Genomic DNA, 16,797 nt, shown 5'->3' with positions numbered 1-16,797 from the left:
GGGCGGTGTCACCACGCGCACGGCAGGTCCGCCCGGACGACGGTCGGGCCGCCGAGCGGGCTGACCACGGTCATCACCCCGTCGATGGTCGCGGCCCGGTCGGCCAGGCCCGCGAGCCCGCCGCCCGCGCGCACGGTCGCCCCGCCCACGCCGTCGTCGGTGACCTCGACGACCACCTGGTCGGCCGGGGTGCGCCAGACCTTGACCGCCACCAGGCGCGCGTTCGCGTGCTTGGCGATGTTGGTCAGGCACTCCCCGACGATGAAGTACGCCGTGCTCTCCACCGCGGCGGGCGGGCGGGGGTCGACGGCCACGGTGACCTCCACCGGCACCGGCGACCGCGCCGCCAGCGACGACAGCGCCGCGTCGAGCCCCCGGTCCCCGAGCACCGCCGGGTAGATCCCCCGCGCCAGGTCCCGCAGCTCCGCGACGGCCAGCTTGGCGTCGGCGTGCGCCTCCTCGATCAGCGTCCTGGCCGCGTCCGGGTCGGCGTCGAACTTGCCCTTGGCCCGACCCAGCCCCATGGCCACCGCGACCAGCCGCTGCTGCGCCCCGTCGTGCAGGTCCCGCTCGATCCGCCGCCGCTCCGCCTCCGCGGCGTCGACCCCCCTGGCCCGCGACGCCTGGAGCCGGTCGGCCCTGGCGGACTGCTCGGCGGTCCGGTCCGGTCCGAGGACGGCCACCGCGAACCGCGCGTGCAGCCAGGCCACCCTCGGCGCGACCAGGAAGGCCAGCGGCACCAGCGGGATGCTGACGACGCCGACGGCGAAGCAGAACACCGAGATCGGGAAGGCCACCAGCACGAAGGCCAGGTCGCGCCAGGTCCGCCGCTCGGTCAGCAGCTCCCGCCACTGCCGCAGCACCCCGGCGTCGGTCTTGGGCAGCAGCGGCCGGGCGGGCAGCTCCACGTCGGCAAGCGCTTGCGCCCAGGCCCGGTGCGCGTTCCCGAACGCCCGCGCCGCCACCGCCGCCCCCACCAGCACGGCCACCCCGACCCACACGACGACCGTGCCGACGCCCACCGCGACCAGCACCACGGTCGTGATGAAGGCGGTCAGGCCCAGCGGGAACAGGCCGATCAGGTACAGGATCGCCTTCGCCGGGTTCGGGTACCGGCGGTTCACGCCAGGCTCCGGGCGGGCCCGAGCAGCGCGCGGGCGAACCGGGCGTGCGCCCGACCCAGACCCCGGGTCACCAGGACCGTCAGACCCAGCAGGACCACCCCCGCCAGCGCGAACGGCACCGCGTCCGGGATGGAGTCCACCACGACCCAGGGCCGGTCCCAGTCGAACACCCGGAACTCGCCCTCCGGCAGCCACCGGTAGAACAGGGGCAGGAAGACCAGCCCGAGGCTGGTCGACCACAGCGTGACCACCACGGTGAACTCCGCGATCCCCACCGGCAGCATGAGCAGGAAGTACAGGGCGTCCCGGTAGGTGTTGACGTCCTTGACCCGCGCCCGCCACCGGTTCTCCTCCGGCAGGGCCGAGTAGGGCAGGTCGATGTGCGTGTCGAGCATCGCGTACACCCGCGCCCGCTCCAACCGCGCCCCACCGCGCGAGAGCAGGATCGCCAGCGCCAGCACCGGCAACCCCACCCACACGACCGCCGTGCCCACCCCCACCGCGAACAGGGTCACCACCACGGTGAACCCGATGATGCCGACGGCGAGGTTCATGGTCAGGAACCCCAGGGACCCGACCACCGAGGGCCGGGGAACCGCTGCTGGTGTCACGGTTGCCGGTGTCGCGGCTGCTGATGTCATGGCCCCAGCATCTCGGGACCCGGCGGCGGGGTCGATGGGGAGCGCAGGCGGGTCCGGGGTGGGGCTGTCCCCACCCCCGTCCGGGCGCCTCCCGCGGGCCCGGGGAAGACCCGTGGGGGGAACCGGGATGAAACCGGGGCCGCGGGGCGTTAGGATGGGCGGAGCAACGTCAACACCCAGGGGGTGAACGGTTTCGACTCTGGCCGTGGATTCAGGAGAAGCGTGCAGGTGCAGGCGGGATTGACCACCTCAAGCGTCGCCCGCAAACCAATAAGCGCCAAGACTAACAGTCGCGCTGACTTCGCCCTCGCTGCCTAAGCGAGTGTGAGTCTGTCGGCCCGGGAGTGCCTCCGTCCCGGTCGCCGGCATCAGCCAGGAGGCTCACCGCCAGTCCCGGTCACGGGGCCTGAACGGGAAGCTCACAGTGACTGGGCCCGTCACACTGGCTTGTTCGCGTGACCAGTGGGGCCGAGTAGAGACAATGCGAACTGCGCACGGAGAAGCCCTGTTGAAACGACAGAGGACCCGGGTTCGATTCCCGGCACCTCCACCATCGCCGCTCTACTCGAACCGTGGTCCGCAAGGACCACCGAGAGCAGATCGACGTCGGTAGCTAGATCAGACATGGCTCCGTCCTCATCGAGGACGGAGCCATGTTCGTTGTCGGTGGGGGTTGAGCTGGGGTGTCCGGCTGTGGTGCCTGCTTGGACGAGGCCGTGGATGCCGTCGGTCAGGGTATGGCCAGCGACGTCCTCAGCGTCGATGTGCAGCTTGTGGAAGATGACTTTGGTGACGGCTCGCTTGACGGCGTCACTGCCTCGGCGGTGGAAGCCTTGGGGGTCGGCGAGCAGGGTCAGGGCGGCCCCGAAGAACTGGCGGCCTTCTTCGAGCTTGTTGGTGGTGTCGGTGAGCTGGGACTGGATGTCGACGCGCTCGCGCTCGATGGTGTTGAGCTTGTGCTTGATCTTGGCTCGGGGCCAGTCCGGGTCACCAAGTAGTTCGAGCAGGTTGTCTTCCTTGGTGTCGAGCTGGTCAAGGCGGGTGCGAAGCTGCTTCTTCAGGCTGGAGAGGTGACCTTGCTCGGTGAGCAGGGTGTCATCGAGCTGGCGGCGGACTGCAACCTGGAAGTCGTCGCGGAGCCGGACGGTGCCAAGGTGTCGGTCAACGGCCTTCTCGACCTTGTCGACTGCCAGGTACGGCAGATCGCAGACGCGCTTCTGCCTGCCTCTGCACAGATAGTAGAAGTAGGTGCCGCCGTTGCCACGACCAGGAGCGATGACGAGCCGGTCGCCACAACGGTGGCACCAGATGATGCCTTTGAGCCAATGGTTGTGCTGGCGTTGGCGGGTACCCCCTCCGCCGCGTAGGGCAAGCACGCGCTGGACCCGCTGGTAGGTCTCTTCCGTGATGAGGGCTTGGTGGCGGCCGGGGTACTCGACGTCGTCGTAGGAAACGAAGCCGCAGTAGTAGCGGTCGCCCAGGATCTCGTAGAACTGGCTCAGCGACAGCGGCTTGGGTGTGCGGCGCCGGTCACCGCGAGTGCGCAGGCCAGCGTTGTTGATCTGTTCGAGCGCTTCTTGCGCTGTGTACTGACCGGTGGCAAATAGCTCGATGCCCTTGGCAATGAGTGGGCCGCGCTCCGGGTCGACAGTGACCGTGCGGATCTCGCCGCCTTCCGGCTTGGCCTCACGGACGTTGCTGTAGCCCAGCGGTGCCAGACCGATGGTGCCACCATTTTTGATCTTCTGACTCATCTTGTAGCGGATGTCAGCGCCGCTGGCTTCGGACTGGTACTGGTCGACGGCGTGGAGGATGGTTTCCACCATCGAGCTTTCGGGGCTCTCTCCCATGTCGAGCACGGTTGAGACGATTCGGGTGCCGACCTTCTTGAGGTCACGCTTGGTTAGCCCGGCGTCGACACTGTTTCGGAAGACCCGGTTGAAGTGGTAGACAATGACGTAGTCGATGTCCTTTTGCAGCTTAACCCACGCGATCATCTCCTTGAAGGTCGGACGCTTGTCGATGCTGGTCGCGGTGCGGCCCGGCTCGACGAACTCCTTGACAACCTGAGCACCGAGGCTGTCGGCCTTGATCTTGCCCGCCTGCCTCTGAGCTGGGATGGAGATGCCCTCCGGGTCGTAGTCGGTGTGCACCTGTCCGGGCGTGGACACCCGCAGGTAGAGCACGGCCCGTTTGACCGGCTTGCGCGCCGCTGACATCACGGTATCGGCATTAAGAGTTGTCTTGCTCATAATAATCTCCCTTCTTCGTTTGCTGTTCACGTTCCAGCAGTTCGCGGCCTAGCATGACGACAATCTGCGCCATGAGATCTGTGTCGATCTCACTGAGTTGAGAGCCGTAAGCTCGCACCTCCCATTCCGGCCGCCTGGCTGGTGACATACACTTTGTTCCTCCTATTATTTTCTCAGCCTTTCCTGAATATGCCAAGAAAGGCAATCCTGTCCTTGTAGTGGAAGAGTGGGGTGGTGGACGGCATGTGACTGCCACCCACCACCCCGGCAAGGGGAGACTTCGTTACTCGCCCTGGGCCTTACGGGCACGGTTGGTGCCGGGCTTGGTGTCCGGCTCGGCGGTGGGTACGCCGCCGAACAGGCCCTCGATCGCCGACCGCCGGGCGGCGGCCTCGCGCTCGATCTCGTCCAGCACCGCCGCAGCCCGCGCGGCGAAGTCCGGCTCGGACCGCTTGGTCTCGACGTACAGCTCAACGGCCTTGAGGACCGCGTCCGACAGGTTGAGCTTGTCGAGCTGGGCAACCAGAGCGAACTGGGCGTGCAGCTCGTTGGGCAAGCGGATACCCAGCGTCTTGACGCTGTTGGCGTTCGTCACGTCGTTGTCTCCTTCCTCGGTGTGGTGGGACCGCCCACGGGCATGTGGGCAGCCCCAGGCCACCGGGGACGGCGGCCCTTGCCTTAGCTGGCGGCTTGCCTTTGCCGTGCATCTGCAATCCGCTGCTTGGCCAGCTCGGCGTAGGTCGGGTTCAGCTCAATCCCTACCCAGTCGCGGCCATACCGTTCAGCGGCGACCGCCACCGTGCCGGAACCCAGGAACGGGTCCAGCACGATGCCGCGCCGCCAGTCCTGGTGCGGGCAGTCGGCTCGTAGCGGCCCGGTAGCCAGCCAGCGTCCGTTGCGGTGTTGCTTGGTTCGTCGCCACGCCCGCCCGCACTCGGTGCAGACACGCTCTGGGCAGGTTGAGAGCAATGGTCGCCGTACCAGGTCGACTGGAAAGGTGGCGAAGTGCGCGCCTCTGTAACTGGCGGTGGCCAGCCGCCAGACATCGCCGGGGTTCTTGCCCAACGGGTGACTGCCAGTGCCGCTGGCTTTCATGGCGGACAGTCCCTGGTTGAGGTCGATGCGCGGGCTGGTACCGCCGCCGAGGTTGGGCACGGCATTGCGCGGTGGGTAGACGGCCGCCGTGGTCTTGCCTGGCTTGACGGTGGCGGCGGACGGCTCGCGGATGGCGTCAAGGTCGAAGTAGTAATCGGGCTGCTTGGTGAAGAAGTAGACGAACTCGTGGGTAGTCGTCAGGCGGTCGGTGACGCTCGACGGCATCGGGTTCGTCTTCGACCAGATCGCCTGGTTACGCAGCAACCAGCCTTCCCGGGTCAATCGCAGGGCAACCCTCTGCGGCGCCAGCAACAAGCTCTTCTTACTAGCGCCGTCCTTCGGAGTGCGGGCATAGGAGTCACCGAGGTTGAGCCACAGACTGCCACCGGGCACCAGCACCCGCCGAAGCTCGGCGCAGATGGTGGCAATTTCGTCCGCCCAGCTGTCCACGTCGGCTTCCGCACCGATCTGCCCGTTGTGACCGTAGTCACGCAAAGCCCAGTACGGCGGACTGGTGATGATGGTGTCCACCGCGGCGTCCGGCAGCTCGGCCAGCTTGGTGCGTACGTCGCCGATGATGGTCCGGTTGGTGAGCAGGGTGGTCACGAGTTACCTCCTTCCGTGGTGAGTTGGTCTGCGGCCTGCTCGATCAGAGCGACCACGAATAGGTCGCGGGCGTCGGCGGGAAGCCGCCCGATCAGTCGGGACAGCACTGCCGCCCTCCGGCTGTCGGGCACGAGCCACCACACCTCTGGGAAGATGCCGTGCTCGGCCTGCTCTGCGCCGCTGCGCCAGTAGTCGACGTAGACGCTGAGCTTGCGGGCCAGTGTGGGGCCGCTCTCGGTCGCCAAGTCCATCTCGGCGAAGGCGTGCAGCTCGACGTCCCCGATGCCCAAGCGCAGGAAGGCGTCCGGTTTGAGGATGCGGCTGCCCCCGCCGTAGCCGCTGAAGCGCCGCCAAGCGGCCGGTTCACCGTCGAAGACCAGCAGCTCAGCATGGCCTGTCAGTTCGCGTTCTTTGAGCGACACGAACAGCTCGCTTACCTGGAGGACGTGCTCTTGGAACGCCAGCTTGGTGTCGCTGACGCCCCGGTGACGCTGCCCGGCGCGCTCAGTGCCGACCGCCAGTACGGCGTGACCGAGGCCGCTGAGCCCGATGACGTGACCCTCACTCCCGGCGTAGATGCCACCGACCCGGCGAGCGAGTCGCACCACCACGCCCAGTTCCGCCAGCCGCACCAGCAGCGCGCGGACCTTGCGGGCTTGGGTGACGCGGTTGCCGTCTGGGTGTAGGAGTCGCCGAATCTGCTGGCCGGTCATCAGGCGCAGGTTGGCCAAGGTATGCAGCAGTTCGAGATCACGTTCGCCGAGCTGTTGGCGGACGCGCCGGGCCCGCGCGCTCATGCTCCACCTCCGTTAGGAGTGGAGTGTCGGCGGTCGTATCCGCTTGAAGTCGCACGTGGGGGCGTTGCCCACTTGAGGCGATGGGTAGGGCGAGCGGCAGCGGTCACGCGGCACCTCCGCGCTTCTTGCGACCCACCGGGGAGGCGGTCGCTGTGCCTTGCCAGCGTGCGAGTAGAGCGGCATCGACTTCAGTGGGGAGACGGCCGTAGCGGTTGAGGCTGGCCAGCGCCACCGTCTCCGGGTCGCTGACCGGCGTGGGTGGCGGCAAGGTCTGTATCTCGAAGGCCGAGCTTGGCCGGTTGCCGACCAAGACCGAGGCCACCGCACGGAAGCCGTCGAGGCCGAGCAGGGTTTCGCTCGGCACGCCGAACAACTCGCCCAGCGCCTTGGCATCGTCGATCGACGGCCGGAAGGTGACGCGGTTCCTGGCGTTAGCGGCCATCGCCGCTCGCAACTCCCGGCTGAACTGGCCCAGGTGCTGATGCGCTGCCACGAACGACACGTTCGCGCTGCGCGCCTTCTGCAACAGCTCAGCCACATCCAACCCAGCCGTGAAGTCGCTCAGCTCGTCAACCATCACCATGACCGGCCGACGCTTGGCCATCGGCACGGCGGCCTGGCGCTGGATGACGCCCCAGCACTGGCTCAGCAGCAGTCCGCCCAAGAGACGGCTGGCCTCCTGGCCGTTCAGACCGGCGTTGGCCGCCACCAGCACGATCTTGGGTGTGCGGAAGGCGTCCTCCAGCGAGAAGGCGCTGGCAGACTGACCCAGCATCCGGCGAAGCGACGATCGGTTGAAGGCGCGGAGCTTGTTGAGTACCGGGCCTACTACCCGCATCTGCTCCGGTTCAGTGAGTCCATCGAAGCCAGCCGCCCACGGCCCAAGTACCAGCGGGTCGGCAACTTGCGCCAGGACTCGTCGCCGGAATCCGGCATCGGTCAGAAACGGCGCCACGTCTGGCAAGCTGCCGTCATCCAATTTGGCGATAGCGAGCACGGCATGCCAGAGAGTGTCAGCACTCCTGGGCCCGATGGCACCGCCGAAGACCGACACGAACTGATGCAGCACCGCGTCAGCCCGACGCTCGGCATCTGCGGCATCACCGGCCAACGGATTGAAGCCGGTCACCGGCCGCGTGTCGTCGTTGCTGGGCTGAAGTAACACCACGTCGTCGCGGCGACCGGGGCTGACCACGCTGAGGACGTCGCGGACCAGGTCGCCCTTGGGTTCGATCAAGATCAACGAACGCCTCACCGACAACCAAGCCGCTGCCCAATGGGCGAGCAGTACCGACTTTCCTGACCCGCTCGGCCCCGTTACCAGGGTGTGCTTGCTGGTGCTCTCGCTCGGGATGCCGACCAACTGGCCGCGCCGACGCGGGTGCGGACTTGTCCCAAGGATCAACTGCGTGCGCTTACGCACGACGACCACACCATCCGGCGGCACCGTTAGGCCAGGGCGCTCACCCGGCACCGGCACGCCCTCGACAGGGAAGGCCAACAGCGTCGCTAGCTCGCGAGCGTTGGCGATCGACGACCAGGTGCGCCGACGACCGAGAGCCGCGTGAAGCTGTTCAGCGATGCGCCGGGTTTGCAGTCCGGCCGTTACCCGTACTCGGTCAGTCGAGCTGAGCCCGAGGGCCGCCGCTACCGGACTCATCACGGCAGCTGCGCGACGAAGATCGGCTGCGGCGGCACCAAGCCGCCCGCGAGCACCGAACAGCGGTTCGTCAAGCTTTTGCCGGAAGGCAGCCCGTTGACCGGTATCCGGTTGCGGCGCTTTGACGAAGCCCAAGTACTCCAGGGGCGTCCACTCCACGGGCTGACGCGACATGCGCTGACTCGGTCCAATCACCCACTGCACTACCACCGCCTCACTAGCGTGGAGCTGCTTTTGCGCGGCCAAGACGCCTGCCGTCACCGCGGCGGCGGTGTCCTGCCGCAGCGATGCCCCCGCCGTTGACAGCCGCAGCTCCCGTCCTGTCACCGGCAACGGACGGCTCGGCCGCTTGACCGGCACCACCCCCAGCCCGCCGACCTGGGCCGCCAGCTCACTCGGCAACCGCGCGGCCAACGACTCATCGCAGCCGACCAGCCAGCGCACGTCATCCGGGTACAGCCACATCTCAAATACCACCGGCGCCTGCAATCGGCGCAATCCAACGTGTGGCCGACCGGCCAGCACACGCACCAGCGCCGTAACGTCGGCCAACTTGAGCGCGGGTGGTGGCGCAAGTTCAAACCACGTCACATCAGGCACGGTGCACCCCCGATCCAGTCTCGCCGGGTGTGGCGGCCTCTTGGCGCTGCCAGCGCACTAGCGCGATGCAGACTCGCGCCAGTCGCCGGATCGCCGGGTGTGCCCGCTGCTGACCGGTCACGACCACCGGCCGAAAAGAACCACTACTCATACATGCGTTCTCCCTTCTCGCTCGAAGCTAAGAGACCACGAAGACACACCCCCTTACCCCATGAATTGACAAACATGGGTACAAGGTGTGTAATGAGACGGTCGCTCAATTCGAGCGCAACTATTTATTGAAGCGAGCCGAAGTAAGCGGGCACGCACAGCTGGAACCGTTGTCGAAGATTGTTCCGCTGGTGCTGACGCCTACCCGGCTCGCTTCTTTACTATCTGTCAACTATGTTTCTTTGACAAGGGCTATCGCTCGAACAACAACACCGAACGGTAGCCCTCAACCTCTGATGAGCTGCCAGGCGAACGCGCCTCTCGGCGCAGCTCGGCTTCCAGTTCGCGGAGCGCCTGCTCACGCTCGCGCTGCTCGGCGTCCTCCCGCTTGCCGCCGACCAACCGGCGCCGGGTTTTTCTGGGCATGTGGGGACATAGCCCTCCTTCCTGCTGTCGATCTACTTGCGAAAGCCGCTGAACAACCAGCGGTACACCCCGGCCAAGAAGATGGCCGGGATCACGACGGGCACCAACACCGCCACAACCTTGGTGGTCTCGCTGACCACCACCAACACCATGAGCACCCCGACCGCCATACCGAGCAGCCGCCCAAGCAACGGCGGCCGGGGTGCGTCATCACGGCGAAACAGCCAACGGCCTATGACCAGTCACCCTCAACGATGGTGGGGTGATTGGTGTCGCGTTCCGCCCGGCGCAGCTGGTCCCGCGCCGTGAAGAACACGTCGTTGATTTGGCGGGTCTGCTCCAACGCCCGCCACTCGGCGTCGAGCACCTGGCGCTCGGTCTCCACACTGGCGCGTTCGGCCGCCATCTCGTCCTTGGCCAGCCGGTAGCCCAGCCAGACGAGCACGCCCACCGCGGATGCCACCAGTATCACCAGCAGCCAGGCCATCTAGTCCCGCCCGGTCTCGGCCACGATCCGCGCCAGCGCGGAGGTGGCCGTATCGACGATGGCCTTGTAGCGCGCATCCCCCAACGGGGTGCGCTGGAGCGCCTGCGCCTCCATCTCGGTCAGACCCTCAACGGCCCGCAGCGCCGAGTGACCGACGTACTCCACGGCCTGCGTCCTGGCTGCCGCCACGATGGCTCGGCCTTGCTCAACGGCCACGTCGTGCTGGACGGCCCGCTGGATGCGGGCGGTACTGCGGGGGTAGTTCACTGCCGATAGCGCCGATGTACGGCGTTCGGGGAGGTGGGACATGGTTGCCTCCTTGGTGTTGTTCGACCTACCAAGCAGCCAACAGTTCAACGTAGAAGTTCTGCACCACAGACGAAAGACAAGTTTTCGTGCAAAGGCTCTAGTCAGGGTGCAATGAGAGAAGATCGGCTTACACAGACGTTGTGCTCGTAGCGCCCTTCACGGCAAAAACAGAACACCCGGACACCACAAGGGGCATCCGGGTGTTCTGTCGGCAACTCCTGTCGAGAACATGTCCCGACGGCTAGCCTGGTAGGGCACACACGGGTGCACTACCCGTGGGTGTGGTGGAGGCGGCGGCAGGCTACGCGCCTAGGAACCCGTGCCTGCCGTCGTCCATCACACCCGGCCCAGCAGGAACAGCCACCAGAACGGGTGGGAACCCATGTCACTCCCTTCCTTGTCGGGCCTGCATGTCTGCGGCCGGGCAAGGAGTAGAAAACTACGGTGGGGTGTGGGTTGTAAGGCTGCTGGACTGTGGAAAACTTGTGGGTCGTCACCCATGGCAGGAGAGGTCTAGTTATGGCCATACCCACTTTTGACAGGCCACCGGCATTGGAGAAACTGGCCGCAGATCTGCGTGACCTTGTTGTTGGAGGTCTACCTGCTACTGAAGAGACTGCCAGCGTTAACCTTATAGGATTGCGTGGCGTATGGGCTCGTGCCGTTGATGCCGAGGATATGACAAGTCGAGTAAAAGCATTAAACCAACTACTTAAGCAAGAGATTGAGAGAATACCTGCTGACACAAAGGGCAGAGACTGGTCGCTTGGCGCCAAAATAATCTTCGGACTGGCCGCAGGTTCGAGGAGGGCCAACATGACTGACCGTCGAGATGAAGCCGCTCGCACCATTGGCTACAACGAGGCGTACTTTAGAACAGATATTGTTCCAAAGATTCTTAAGCAACTTGCACGGCAACTACGAGAAGATAGCCTGAATTATGTGCCACGCAACCGCGAGGTCCCACCACGTCAAGAAATATCGGGCGACACGCCAAGCATCTCCGAGAAAGACATTTCATCGCGCGACCGGATTTTACATGAAGAGCGCATATCGAGACTATGGGAATATGTTTACGGCCTTCGCGCTGAAATGCTTGCTATACAACGCCACAAGACATGGCCAGAAAATGAGTACAACGCAGAGAAACTGGAAGAGGCGCGTATGGCCGCACTATGGCAACTTGCGCGAACGATGAATGGTATACAAGACTACATCTCGGAATATGGGGAGCGAATCCTCATGGGTGAGGCGGAATACACCGCTGCTCGGCTAATCGCCCTGGCAGGATGGAAGGGTGAACTACCCGCAGAGTTGGCATATAAGCTTCGACTGCTTGCCCAACAGCACCCAATCAAAGAAAGTTTTGTAGCGGCCGTCAAAGCTCAAGGAATCCGTATGGCTTCTGGCTAACCAGTGCTAGTGGCTTGCAGGTGGCTCGACGAAGTAGCGACTCACAGCCTCTCGATCTTGTTCGTCTTCGCTGCGGTTTAACATATCAATAAAATCGGAGGCTTTCTCTGGGTACGCTACTGGCAATTCGCGTAGCGCGGACTCAAACTCCGTTGTAATCGGGTCTATACCAAAAAAGGCCGGATTGGCTCGCATAAGTCGCATCAAACCAAGGATTTCCCCTGGAGTCGCCTCTTGGCCTAGCGCGTCGACAAGCGGCATGGGGGTTAGACGTATTTCATTTTCCATTCATATGCCATAGTAAAATACTTATACCAACCTTGCAAGTCTCGCTCATCATCAACTGTCTACTTTTTGTCCTGGCTGTCGCTAGTTTGTACTGCTGTCCTCCCAGGCGTCTTGGACAAAGCCTTGTCTGCTGCGAAGCTGAGGAGGCGACCAGCCACCCAGGCGACATGGAGCAGGCATGGCACCGTCTGACAGCACCGCCGTCAAGGAGCTACAAGAACTGCGCAAAGGTCGTGGCCTGGCCACGGACGACCTACGCGGCAGAGTGGGGCCTCGCCTGCGCCGGTTGTGTGGCATCACTGACGCCGATCCGGCCTTCACCGTGCGTCGAGCCGTCATCCTCAAGCTCACCGAGCTGTGCGAAGAGCTGGACGAAGACCGCAAGCTGGCCGCTCGGGTTGCCCTGAACCTGCACCCCAGCGCCCACGGGTCGACGTTGGAGGACCGTGTTGCTTGGCTTGCCGCTTCCCTCGGGCGTGACCCCAAGACCGCGATCCGCCGCGTTGACTCGGCCTTCCGAATGCTCGCCGAACTCATTGACGAGATGACTCGGGACGGTGCCAGCCCGTTCGCTCCCAGCGGTTGGTACAACCACACCATCCGCACCACACTGTTCGTTGACCGCGACGTACCGGTAATCCGGGAAGAGCGGCGCATCATCGCCACCGTTGACGGTGTCCGCGACATCGACTTCTACTTCAGCGCCCCGCGTCCCGCCGACTACAACGGTCCGCACCGCATCGAAGCCGCGGTGCTCTACGGCGGGGAGCTGGTGGCCGAAGACCGGGCCGCCACCGAGTACGCCAAGTTCACCGTCCGGCTCCCACACACTCTCAACCTCGGCGACCCCCACGACTACAGCGTTGAAGCCAGCTCCTACCCGCGCGAGTACATGTCCCCGTACTACGAGATGGCCCCACTGCTGCCTGTCGCCCACTTCTACCTCCGCGTCAAGTTCGACCCCGCGAACCCACCGCAGACAGTTTGGCGTGTCGATGGAGTGCCACGCTTCGCCAGCGCCGACAGCGCCACACCTCGTGAACAGCTCGACCCGGACCGCCTCGGTGAGATTGCCACCGAGTTTCATGGGTTGAAGCCCAATTTGAGTTACGGAGTTCACTGGCAACAATGAAGCGTTTCTAAGTACTTCACATTCTGAGCATTCGCATTAAGTAAACAATTCACCGAAGGGTATACCTATGTCTTCTGACAGGCTAGATCAACAAACCCTCTTTGCCAAAAAACCTTACAAACGCGGATACTCGGCACCCAATAAACTCCGCAATATAATCGCAGCGGCACATGTGACTAATTTGACACGGTCAACGCTGACCGCCTTGCTCGACCTCATGGGGGTTGTCGCGTTTGCCGCGTTTGCTTCCGCAACATGGACGCTGCTCCCTCTGGCCTTGTCGCTGCCACTCAGTCTCATCTTTGTACTTGCATGTGCGAGGCAACTTCGAGCTTTGGAATGTCTCGTACATGATGCGTCACACTTCAACTGGTCGCGCACAAATCGCAGAGCCAATGACATATCGGCAACATTGTTTGCAGCTATCCCTACCGGTACACGAATTAGCGACTACCGCCAAAGCCACCTCCTGCATCACGGCAAGTTCGCCACACGGCAAGATCCCGACCGACAACGGTACGCGGAATTGGGTTTGGACAAACTTGACCGGAGTTCGTACGGCGCGTACTGGCTGGGGATAATCCGACTGCTTCCAAAGTACCAGATTGGCTGGTTCAAATCTTTCCTTAGCAATCCAGCCTACCTGCTTTTTCCGCTGTTGTGGGCAGCCGTGATTTTTCTTACAATCTTTTCGAGAGTTACCGATACTCGATTTGCCCTGACCTCCTTCGCCGCATGGCTTCTCGCATACGGACTTTTTCTTCCCATTTTGAGACTGGCGGGAGAATCCGCCGAGCATAGATACACCAAGGCGGATACAATATTCGGTGCCACCATCTCCAATATCGGAATAATGCACCGAATATTATTCCACCCCCACGGCGATGGTTACCACACCGTCCACCATCTCTGGCCCGGCGTCCCTCACCATTCGTTGAAAGCTCTGCATGGTAGGTTGATCAAAGAAGATCAAGAATGCTATGGTAAGAATGTAAAGACGCGCCGCCGAATGATCGACGACCCATGATTTGGTCGCCTATCAATGGCACACACAGGAGGAAATAACTATGAAACACACTTTCACATTGTCACCTGAAGTAAGCCAAGCCTACCCGAATGCTCAAATCCGGTTTGTTACGGTGACTGGTCTTCGTAATGGCGAGGTGTGGGACGCTGTCGAAACGCGCATCGCGGATTTGGAGGCGCAGGTTGCTTCGGGAACTTGGCAACCCCTTGAAAAGAGCGATGCGCCCATCGCTTCATGGCACGATGCCTACCGATCCTTCGGCACCAATCCGAACCGAAATCGGCCGAGTGTCGACGCTTTGAGTCGCCGACTCACCAAAAACGCCAAGTTGCCGAGGATCAACAGTGCCGTCAATGCTTACAATCTGATCTCTGTTCTCTACGGCGCACCCTCGGGCGCTTTCGACCTGGACAAAATCTCAGGGCCGGTCACGATTCGTTTCGGACAAGGTGGCGACCATTTCACACCACTCGGAGAACCCGAAACGAACGAAGAACCCACCACTACAGAAGTTGTCTATGCACAGGGAAGTACTGTTCTCACCCGCCACTGGAATTACCGTGACTCTGATCTAACGAAAGTCACCGAAGACTCGCGGTCTGTCGTATTTCTTATGGAGCGAATATCCGCCGAAGCAGTGTCAAATGAGCGTATGCAGCAGGCGCAGAATGATTTGGCAGAGCTTCTGCGCCCGCATTGTGAAACTCTGATAATGTCAGTCATCGAGCCTGAAACTCCTTCTACGGAGCTTCAAGACAACGAGCCCGGTTTCATGGTCTAGCTTATTTAGGGACGACAAGCAGCACTTGGCCGGAGGCGTCGTACCAGCGACAAGTCCAGCCAAGTGCTGTTTTTGAATTATTCTCGTTTTTGCTTTTCACCACATCCCACTTACTAAGCTAACCCCTACCTGATTAACCGCCGCCAACAACTCCCCCGACCGCACCCACACTACCCCATCAAGTTCCAACTGCGGGATGCTGCCGACGTAGTCGGCAGCCCTCTTCCGCATGGCCTCCTCTTCCGGCCCTTCGCCCCAAATGCAGGTGAACCGCCGCGAGGTCCGGTTGAACCGGATCAGCACCAGCACCCCAAAGTCCATCGTGAGGGCAATGGCCAGCCTGCGGTACGGCTCCGAGCGGTTCCGGTTCTTCCGGCGCTTCCTGCCTCCGGTCATGGCACCTACTCCCGTTCCCTCACGCCCACTTGCGGAGTCCGTCGAGTACCTGTCCCATGAAGCCCACGTCCTCCATGTACTCGCTCGGCCCCACACGCGGCGGAATCACCGTTAGGCCGGGGCGCCGCTTCGGCAGCAGCTCCCGGCCCTCCGGCGCTTCGTCGGCCAGCTCGTGTTCGGAAGTGGGTTGCGTACGTTCGGACGGGACTTGCGAACAAGTCCCATTGTGTGGCTGTTCGTCCACCACGGTGCGGTCGTCTCGCAGTCTCGGGAAGAAGCCCGTCGGGCAGTCGTCCCGCTTGGCGTCCAAGATCAGGCCGTCGAGGCCGTAGTCCTTGTCCCGCCAGTTGAGCCGCAGGGCGTAGCCCTGTTCGGCAACGCGGCGCAGCAGCTCCGCCACCGGCACGGCCGCGGCCTGGCTGCCGTCGTGGCGGGTCACGTCGGACTACCCGGGTGTTGTCGGTTCTTCGGCATGGTGGCCGGGTCTGGGAAGACCGGCGCGGGCATGTCCTTGGGCAAGGCGTTGACCACCCGACCCGTGAGCGCCATGCCGACCTCGATCAGGGAAATGCCCAAGGCGCCCACCACCGACGCCGACAAGGGGGCTTCCCCCTCGGTGTGCTCCCGGATGAGGTGTTCCAGGTAGGTGGACAAGGCCACGTTGACCTGAGTCAGACCACCCAAGAGCACCTGGTCATCTCTCCAGGGGTTGTCCGACTCAGCGGCAGTGAAGGGCATGTCGTTCGGGTCAGTCATGGGAGTACATCCGTTCTGTAGCAAGGAATAAGTCAGCAGGAGGGGGAGTCAGAACGCGGCGTTGGCCTACGACTGCTCGCCCAACCGCTCCGGTAGTGCGGGGTGGGCCTTCGCGGCCTGGCGCAGCTTGCGAATGGCGCTGTCCGCCCCGTTGACCTCCCGCGGCTCCCCCAGGGAGGTCACCACCCAGGCCGCCCGTGCCATAGCCGCCAGCTCCGTGAGGGTCAGCGACACCGTGACTGGTACGGCCTTCTCGGGCGGTGGTGGCTTTCTCTCCGACGTGCCAGGCGGCATGACCCCGCACCGGCGCTCTAGGCCCGCGACTGGCGACCGGACAACACCCGCTCAACGTCCGGGGGCAAGCCGCCGTCCATCACCCACGGCTCGATGCCTCGCAGCACCAGCTCCCGCACCAGCGAGGCCACCACCCCCACCCGATGTGACAAGTGGCCACCGTCGACCACCACCACGGCCACCGCCTGGTGCATGTCGAGGGCGTCAAGCAGGCCCGTGAAACCCGGCCGCTCGTCGGCCTCCAGCACACCCGAGCAGATGTCGGTGAACACCGTCCACAGCTCCCAGCCCTCCCGGGCACACCACCCGGCAAGCGTCTCCTTGCAGCCCTCCACGTAGCCCGGCCGGTCACTGACACTGCGCACGTAACCGAACACCACCTCCGCCGGGGGTGCGACCTCCAAGAAGGCAGGCGGCCCGGCCGCCCCCTGCCTGGTGTGCGGGCTACGGCGGTGCGGCGAACTGGCAACCTGACGCGACGGCATCCGACTCGACTCCTTGGCTCGGAGGTGAGGGCGGCACCCGCCGCCCGGAGGCGGGGTTAAAGGGCGGCGGGTGCCTTG

At 63.7% G+C, this 16,797-nt stretch carries 20 protein-coding genes, 1 other RNA gene and 1 pseudogene; 6 read left to right on the top strand and 16 right to left on the bottom strand.

Annotated elements, in window-relative coordinates; translation table 11 throughout:
* Positions 1-8 precede the first annotated feature (8 nt).
* Together DFQ13_RS29280 and DFQ13_RS29275 are read right to left on the bottom strand one after the other, a co-directional pair.
* On the bottom strand, positions 9-1,124 hold the full coding sequence (locus DFQ13_RS29280; RefSeq protein ID WP_035287628.1) for a sensor histidine kinase: 1,116 nt from the start codon (positions 1,122-1,124) through the stop codon (positions 9-11).
* On the bottom strand, positions 1,121-1,735 hold the full coding sequence (locus tag DFQ13_RS29275; protein WP_233438627.1) for a sensor domain-containing protein: 615 nt from the start codon (positions 1,733-1,735) through the stop codon (positions 1,121-1,123). Before DFQ13_RS29275 ends, DFQ13_RS29280 begins: the two co-directional genes overlap by 4 nt.
* 209 nt (positions 1,736-1,944) lie before the next feature.
* Here DFQ13_RS29275 and ssrA point away from each other — a divergent pair.
* Together ssrA and DFQ13_RS29265 are read left to right on the top strand one after the other, a co-directional pair.
* Positions 1,945-2,318, top strand: a transfer-messenger RNA (tmRNA) gene (gene ssrA, locus DFQ13_RS29270).
* Positions 2,319-2,469: 151 nt separating this feature from the next.
* Entirely contained in the window at positions 2,470-2,763 is a 294-nt protein-coding gene (locus DFQ13_RS29265; protein ID WP_146241394.1) for a hypothetical protein, read from the top strand.
* A gap of 216 nt (positions 2,764-2,979) precedes the next feature.
* Here the strand turns inward: DFQ13_RS29265 and DFQ13_RS36045 are convergent.
* The 9 genes and pseudogenes from DFQ13_RS36045 to DFQ13_RS29225 form a co-directional block, all read right to left on the bottom strand.
* Positions 2,980-3,984: pseudogene (locus tag DFQ13_RS36045) on the bottom strand (recombinase family protein); the annotation flags it as partial.
* Between the two features lie 316 nt (positions 3,985-4,300).
* Positions 4,301-4,612, bottom strand: coding sequence for a hypothetical protein (locus DFQ13_RS29250; protein ID WP_110082101.1), 312 nt, complete (start codon positions 4,610-4,612; stop codon positions 4,301-4,303).
* Positions 4,613-4,695: 83 nt separating this feature from the next.
* The gene (locus DFQ13_RS29245; protein WP_233438625.1) at positions 4,696-5,718 is read right to left on the bottom strand and encodes a DNA-methyltransferase; all 1,023 of its coding nucleotides are present in this window, start codon (positions 5,716-5,718) and stop codon (positions 4,696-4,698) included.
* On the bottom strand, positions 5,715-6,515 hold the full coding sequence (locus DFQ13_RS29240; protein ID WP_110082100.1) for a replication-relaxation family protein: 801 nt from the start codon (positions 6,513-6,515) through the stop codon (positions 5,715-5,717). Before DFQ13_RS29240 ends, DFQ13_RS29245 begins: the two co-directional genes overlap by 4 nt.
* Positions 6,516-6,618: 103 nt before the next feature.
* Positions 6,619-8,775: a type IV secretory system conjugative DNA transfer family protein gene (locus DFQ13_RS29235; protein ID WP_146241393.1), complete on the bottom strand. Its 2,157-nt coding sequence runs from the start codon at positions 8,773-8,775 to the stop codon at positions 6,619-6,621.
* A gap of 402 nt (positions 8,776-9,177) precedes the next feature.
* Positions 9,178-9,351, bottom strand: a complete 174-nt coding sequence (locus DFQ13_RS34210) for a hypothetical protein (RefSeq protein ID WP_181400201.1) — start codon at positions 9,349-9,351, stop codon at positions 9,178-9,180.
* Positions 9,352-9,383: 32 nt separating this feature from the next.
* Positions 9,384-9,521, bottom strand: coding sequence for a hypothetical protein (locus DFQ13_RS34205; protein ID WP_181400200.1), 138 nt, complete (start codon positions 9,519-9,521; stop codon positions 9,384-9,386).
* Between the two features lie 62 nt (positions 9,522-9,583).
* Positions 9,584-9,838 carry a hypothetical protein gene (locus DFQ13_RS29230; protein ID WP_110082098.1) on the bottom strand — a complete coding sequence of 85 codons (255 nt, stop codon included), beginning with the start codon at positions 9,836-9,838 and terminating at the stop codon, positions 9,584-9,586.
* The gene (locus DFQ13_RS29225; RefSeq protein WP_146241392.1) at positions 9,839-10,147 is read right to left on the bottom strand and encodes a hypothetical protein; all 309 of its coding nucleotides are present in this window, start codon (positions 10,145-10,147) and stop codon (positions 9,839-9,841) included.
* Positions 10,148-10,666: 519 nt separating this feature from the next.
* Between DFQ13_RS29225 and DFQ13_RS33340 the strand changes: the two genes are divergently transcribed.
* The 4 genes from DFQ13_RS33340 to DFQ13_RS29210 all read left to right on the top strand — a co-directional run bounded on the left by DFQ13_RS33340 (position 10,667) and on the right by DFQ13_RS29210 (position 14,788).
* Complete coding sequence (locus tag DFQ13_RS33340; protein WP_146241391.1) at positions 10,667-11,560, top strand: hypothetical protein; 894 nt, start codon at positions 10,667-10,669, stop codon at positions 11,558-11,560.
* A 466-nt stretch (positions 11,561-12,026) separates the two neighbouring features.
* The gene (locus DFQ13_RS29220) at positions 12,027-12,980 is read left to right on the top strand and encodes a hypothetical protein (protein ID WP_146241390.1); all 954 of its coding nucleotides are present in this window, start codon (positions 12,027-12,029) and stop codon (positions 12,978-12,980) included.
* A gap of 67 nt (positions 12,981-13,047) precedes the next feature.
* Positions 13,048-14,007, top strand: a complete 960-nt coding sequence (locus DFQ13_RS29215) for a fatty acid desaturase (RefSeq protein WP_110082095.1) — start codon at positions 13,048-13,050, stop codon at positions 14,005-14,007.
* A 40-nt stretch (positions 14,008-14,047) separates the two neighbouring features.
* Entirely contained in the window at positions 14,048-14,788 is a 741-nt protein-coding gene (locus tag DFQ13_RS29210; protein WP_110082094.1) for a B3/B4 domain-containing protein, read from the top strand.
* Positions 14,789-14,884: 96 nt separating this feature from the next.
* Here the strand turns inward: DFQ13_RS29210 and DFQ13_RS29205 are convergent, their stop codons facing one another.
* From DFQ13_RS29205 to DFQ13_RS29190, 5 genes are all read right to left on the bottom strand, one after another.
* Complete coding sequence (locus DFQ13_RS29205; RefSeq protein ID WP_110082093.1) at positions 14,885-15,184, bottom strand: hypothetical protein; 300 nt, start codon at positions 15,182-15,184, stop codon at positions 14,885-14,887.
* Positions 15,185-15,203: 19 nt separating this feature from the next.
* A complete protein-coding gene (locus tag DFQ13_RS29200) occupies positions 15,204-15,623 on the bottom strand; it encodes a hypothetical protein (protein ID WP_110082092.1) in 420 nt (139 codons plus the stop codon).
* The gene (locus tag DFQ13_RS29195) at positions 15,620-15,940 is read right to left on the bottom strand and encodes a hypothetical protein (RefSeq protein WP_110082091.1); all 321 of its coding nucleotides are present in this window, start codon (positions 15,938-15,940) and stop codon (positions 15,620-15,622) included. The genes DFQ13_RS29200 and DFQ13_RS29195 overlap by 4 nt, the downstream gene beginning before the upstream one ends.
* A gap of 66 nt (positions 15,941-16,006) precedes the next feature.
* Positions 16,007-16,144 carry a hypothetical protein gene (locus DFQ13_RS34200; protein WP_181400199.1) on the bottom strand — a complete coding sequence of 46 codons (138 nt, stop codon included), beginning with the start codon at positions 16,142-16,144 and terminating at the stop codon, positions 16,007-16,009.
* Between the two features lie 107 nt (positions 16,145-16,251).
* A complete protein-coding gene (locus DFQ13_RS29190) occupies positions 16,252-16,599 on the bottom strand; it encodes a recombinase family protein (protein ID WP_181400198.1) in 348 nt (115 codons plus the stop codon).
* Positions 16,600-16,797 lie beyond the last annotated feature (198 nt).

It is taken from the genome of Actinokineospora spheciospongiae, assembly GCF_003182415.1.
In the GTDB taxonomy this organism is placed as follows: Bacteria; Actinomycetota; Actinomycetes; order Mycobacteriales; family Pseudonocardiaceae; genus Actinokineospora; species Actinokineospora spheciospongiae.
Note: the sequence above shows the minus strand (reverse complement) of the source record. Positions and strands in the feature narration are given on the sequence as shown.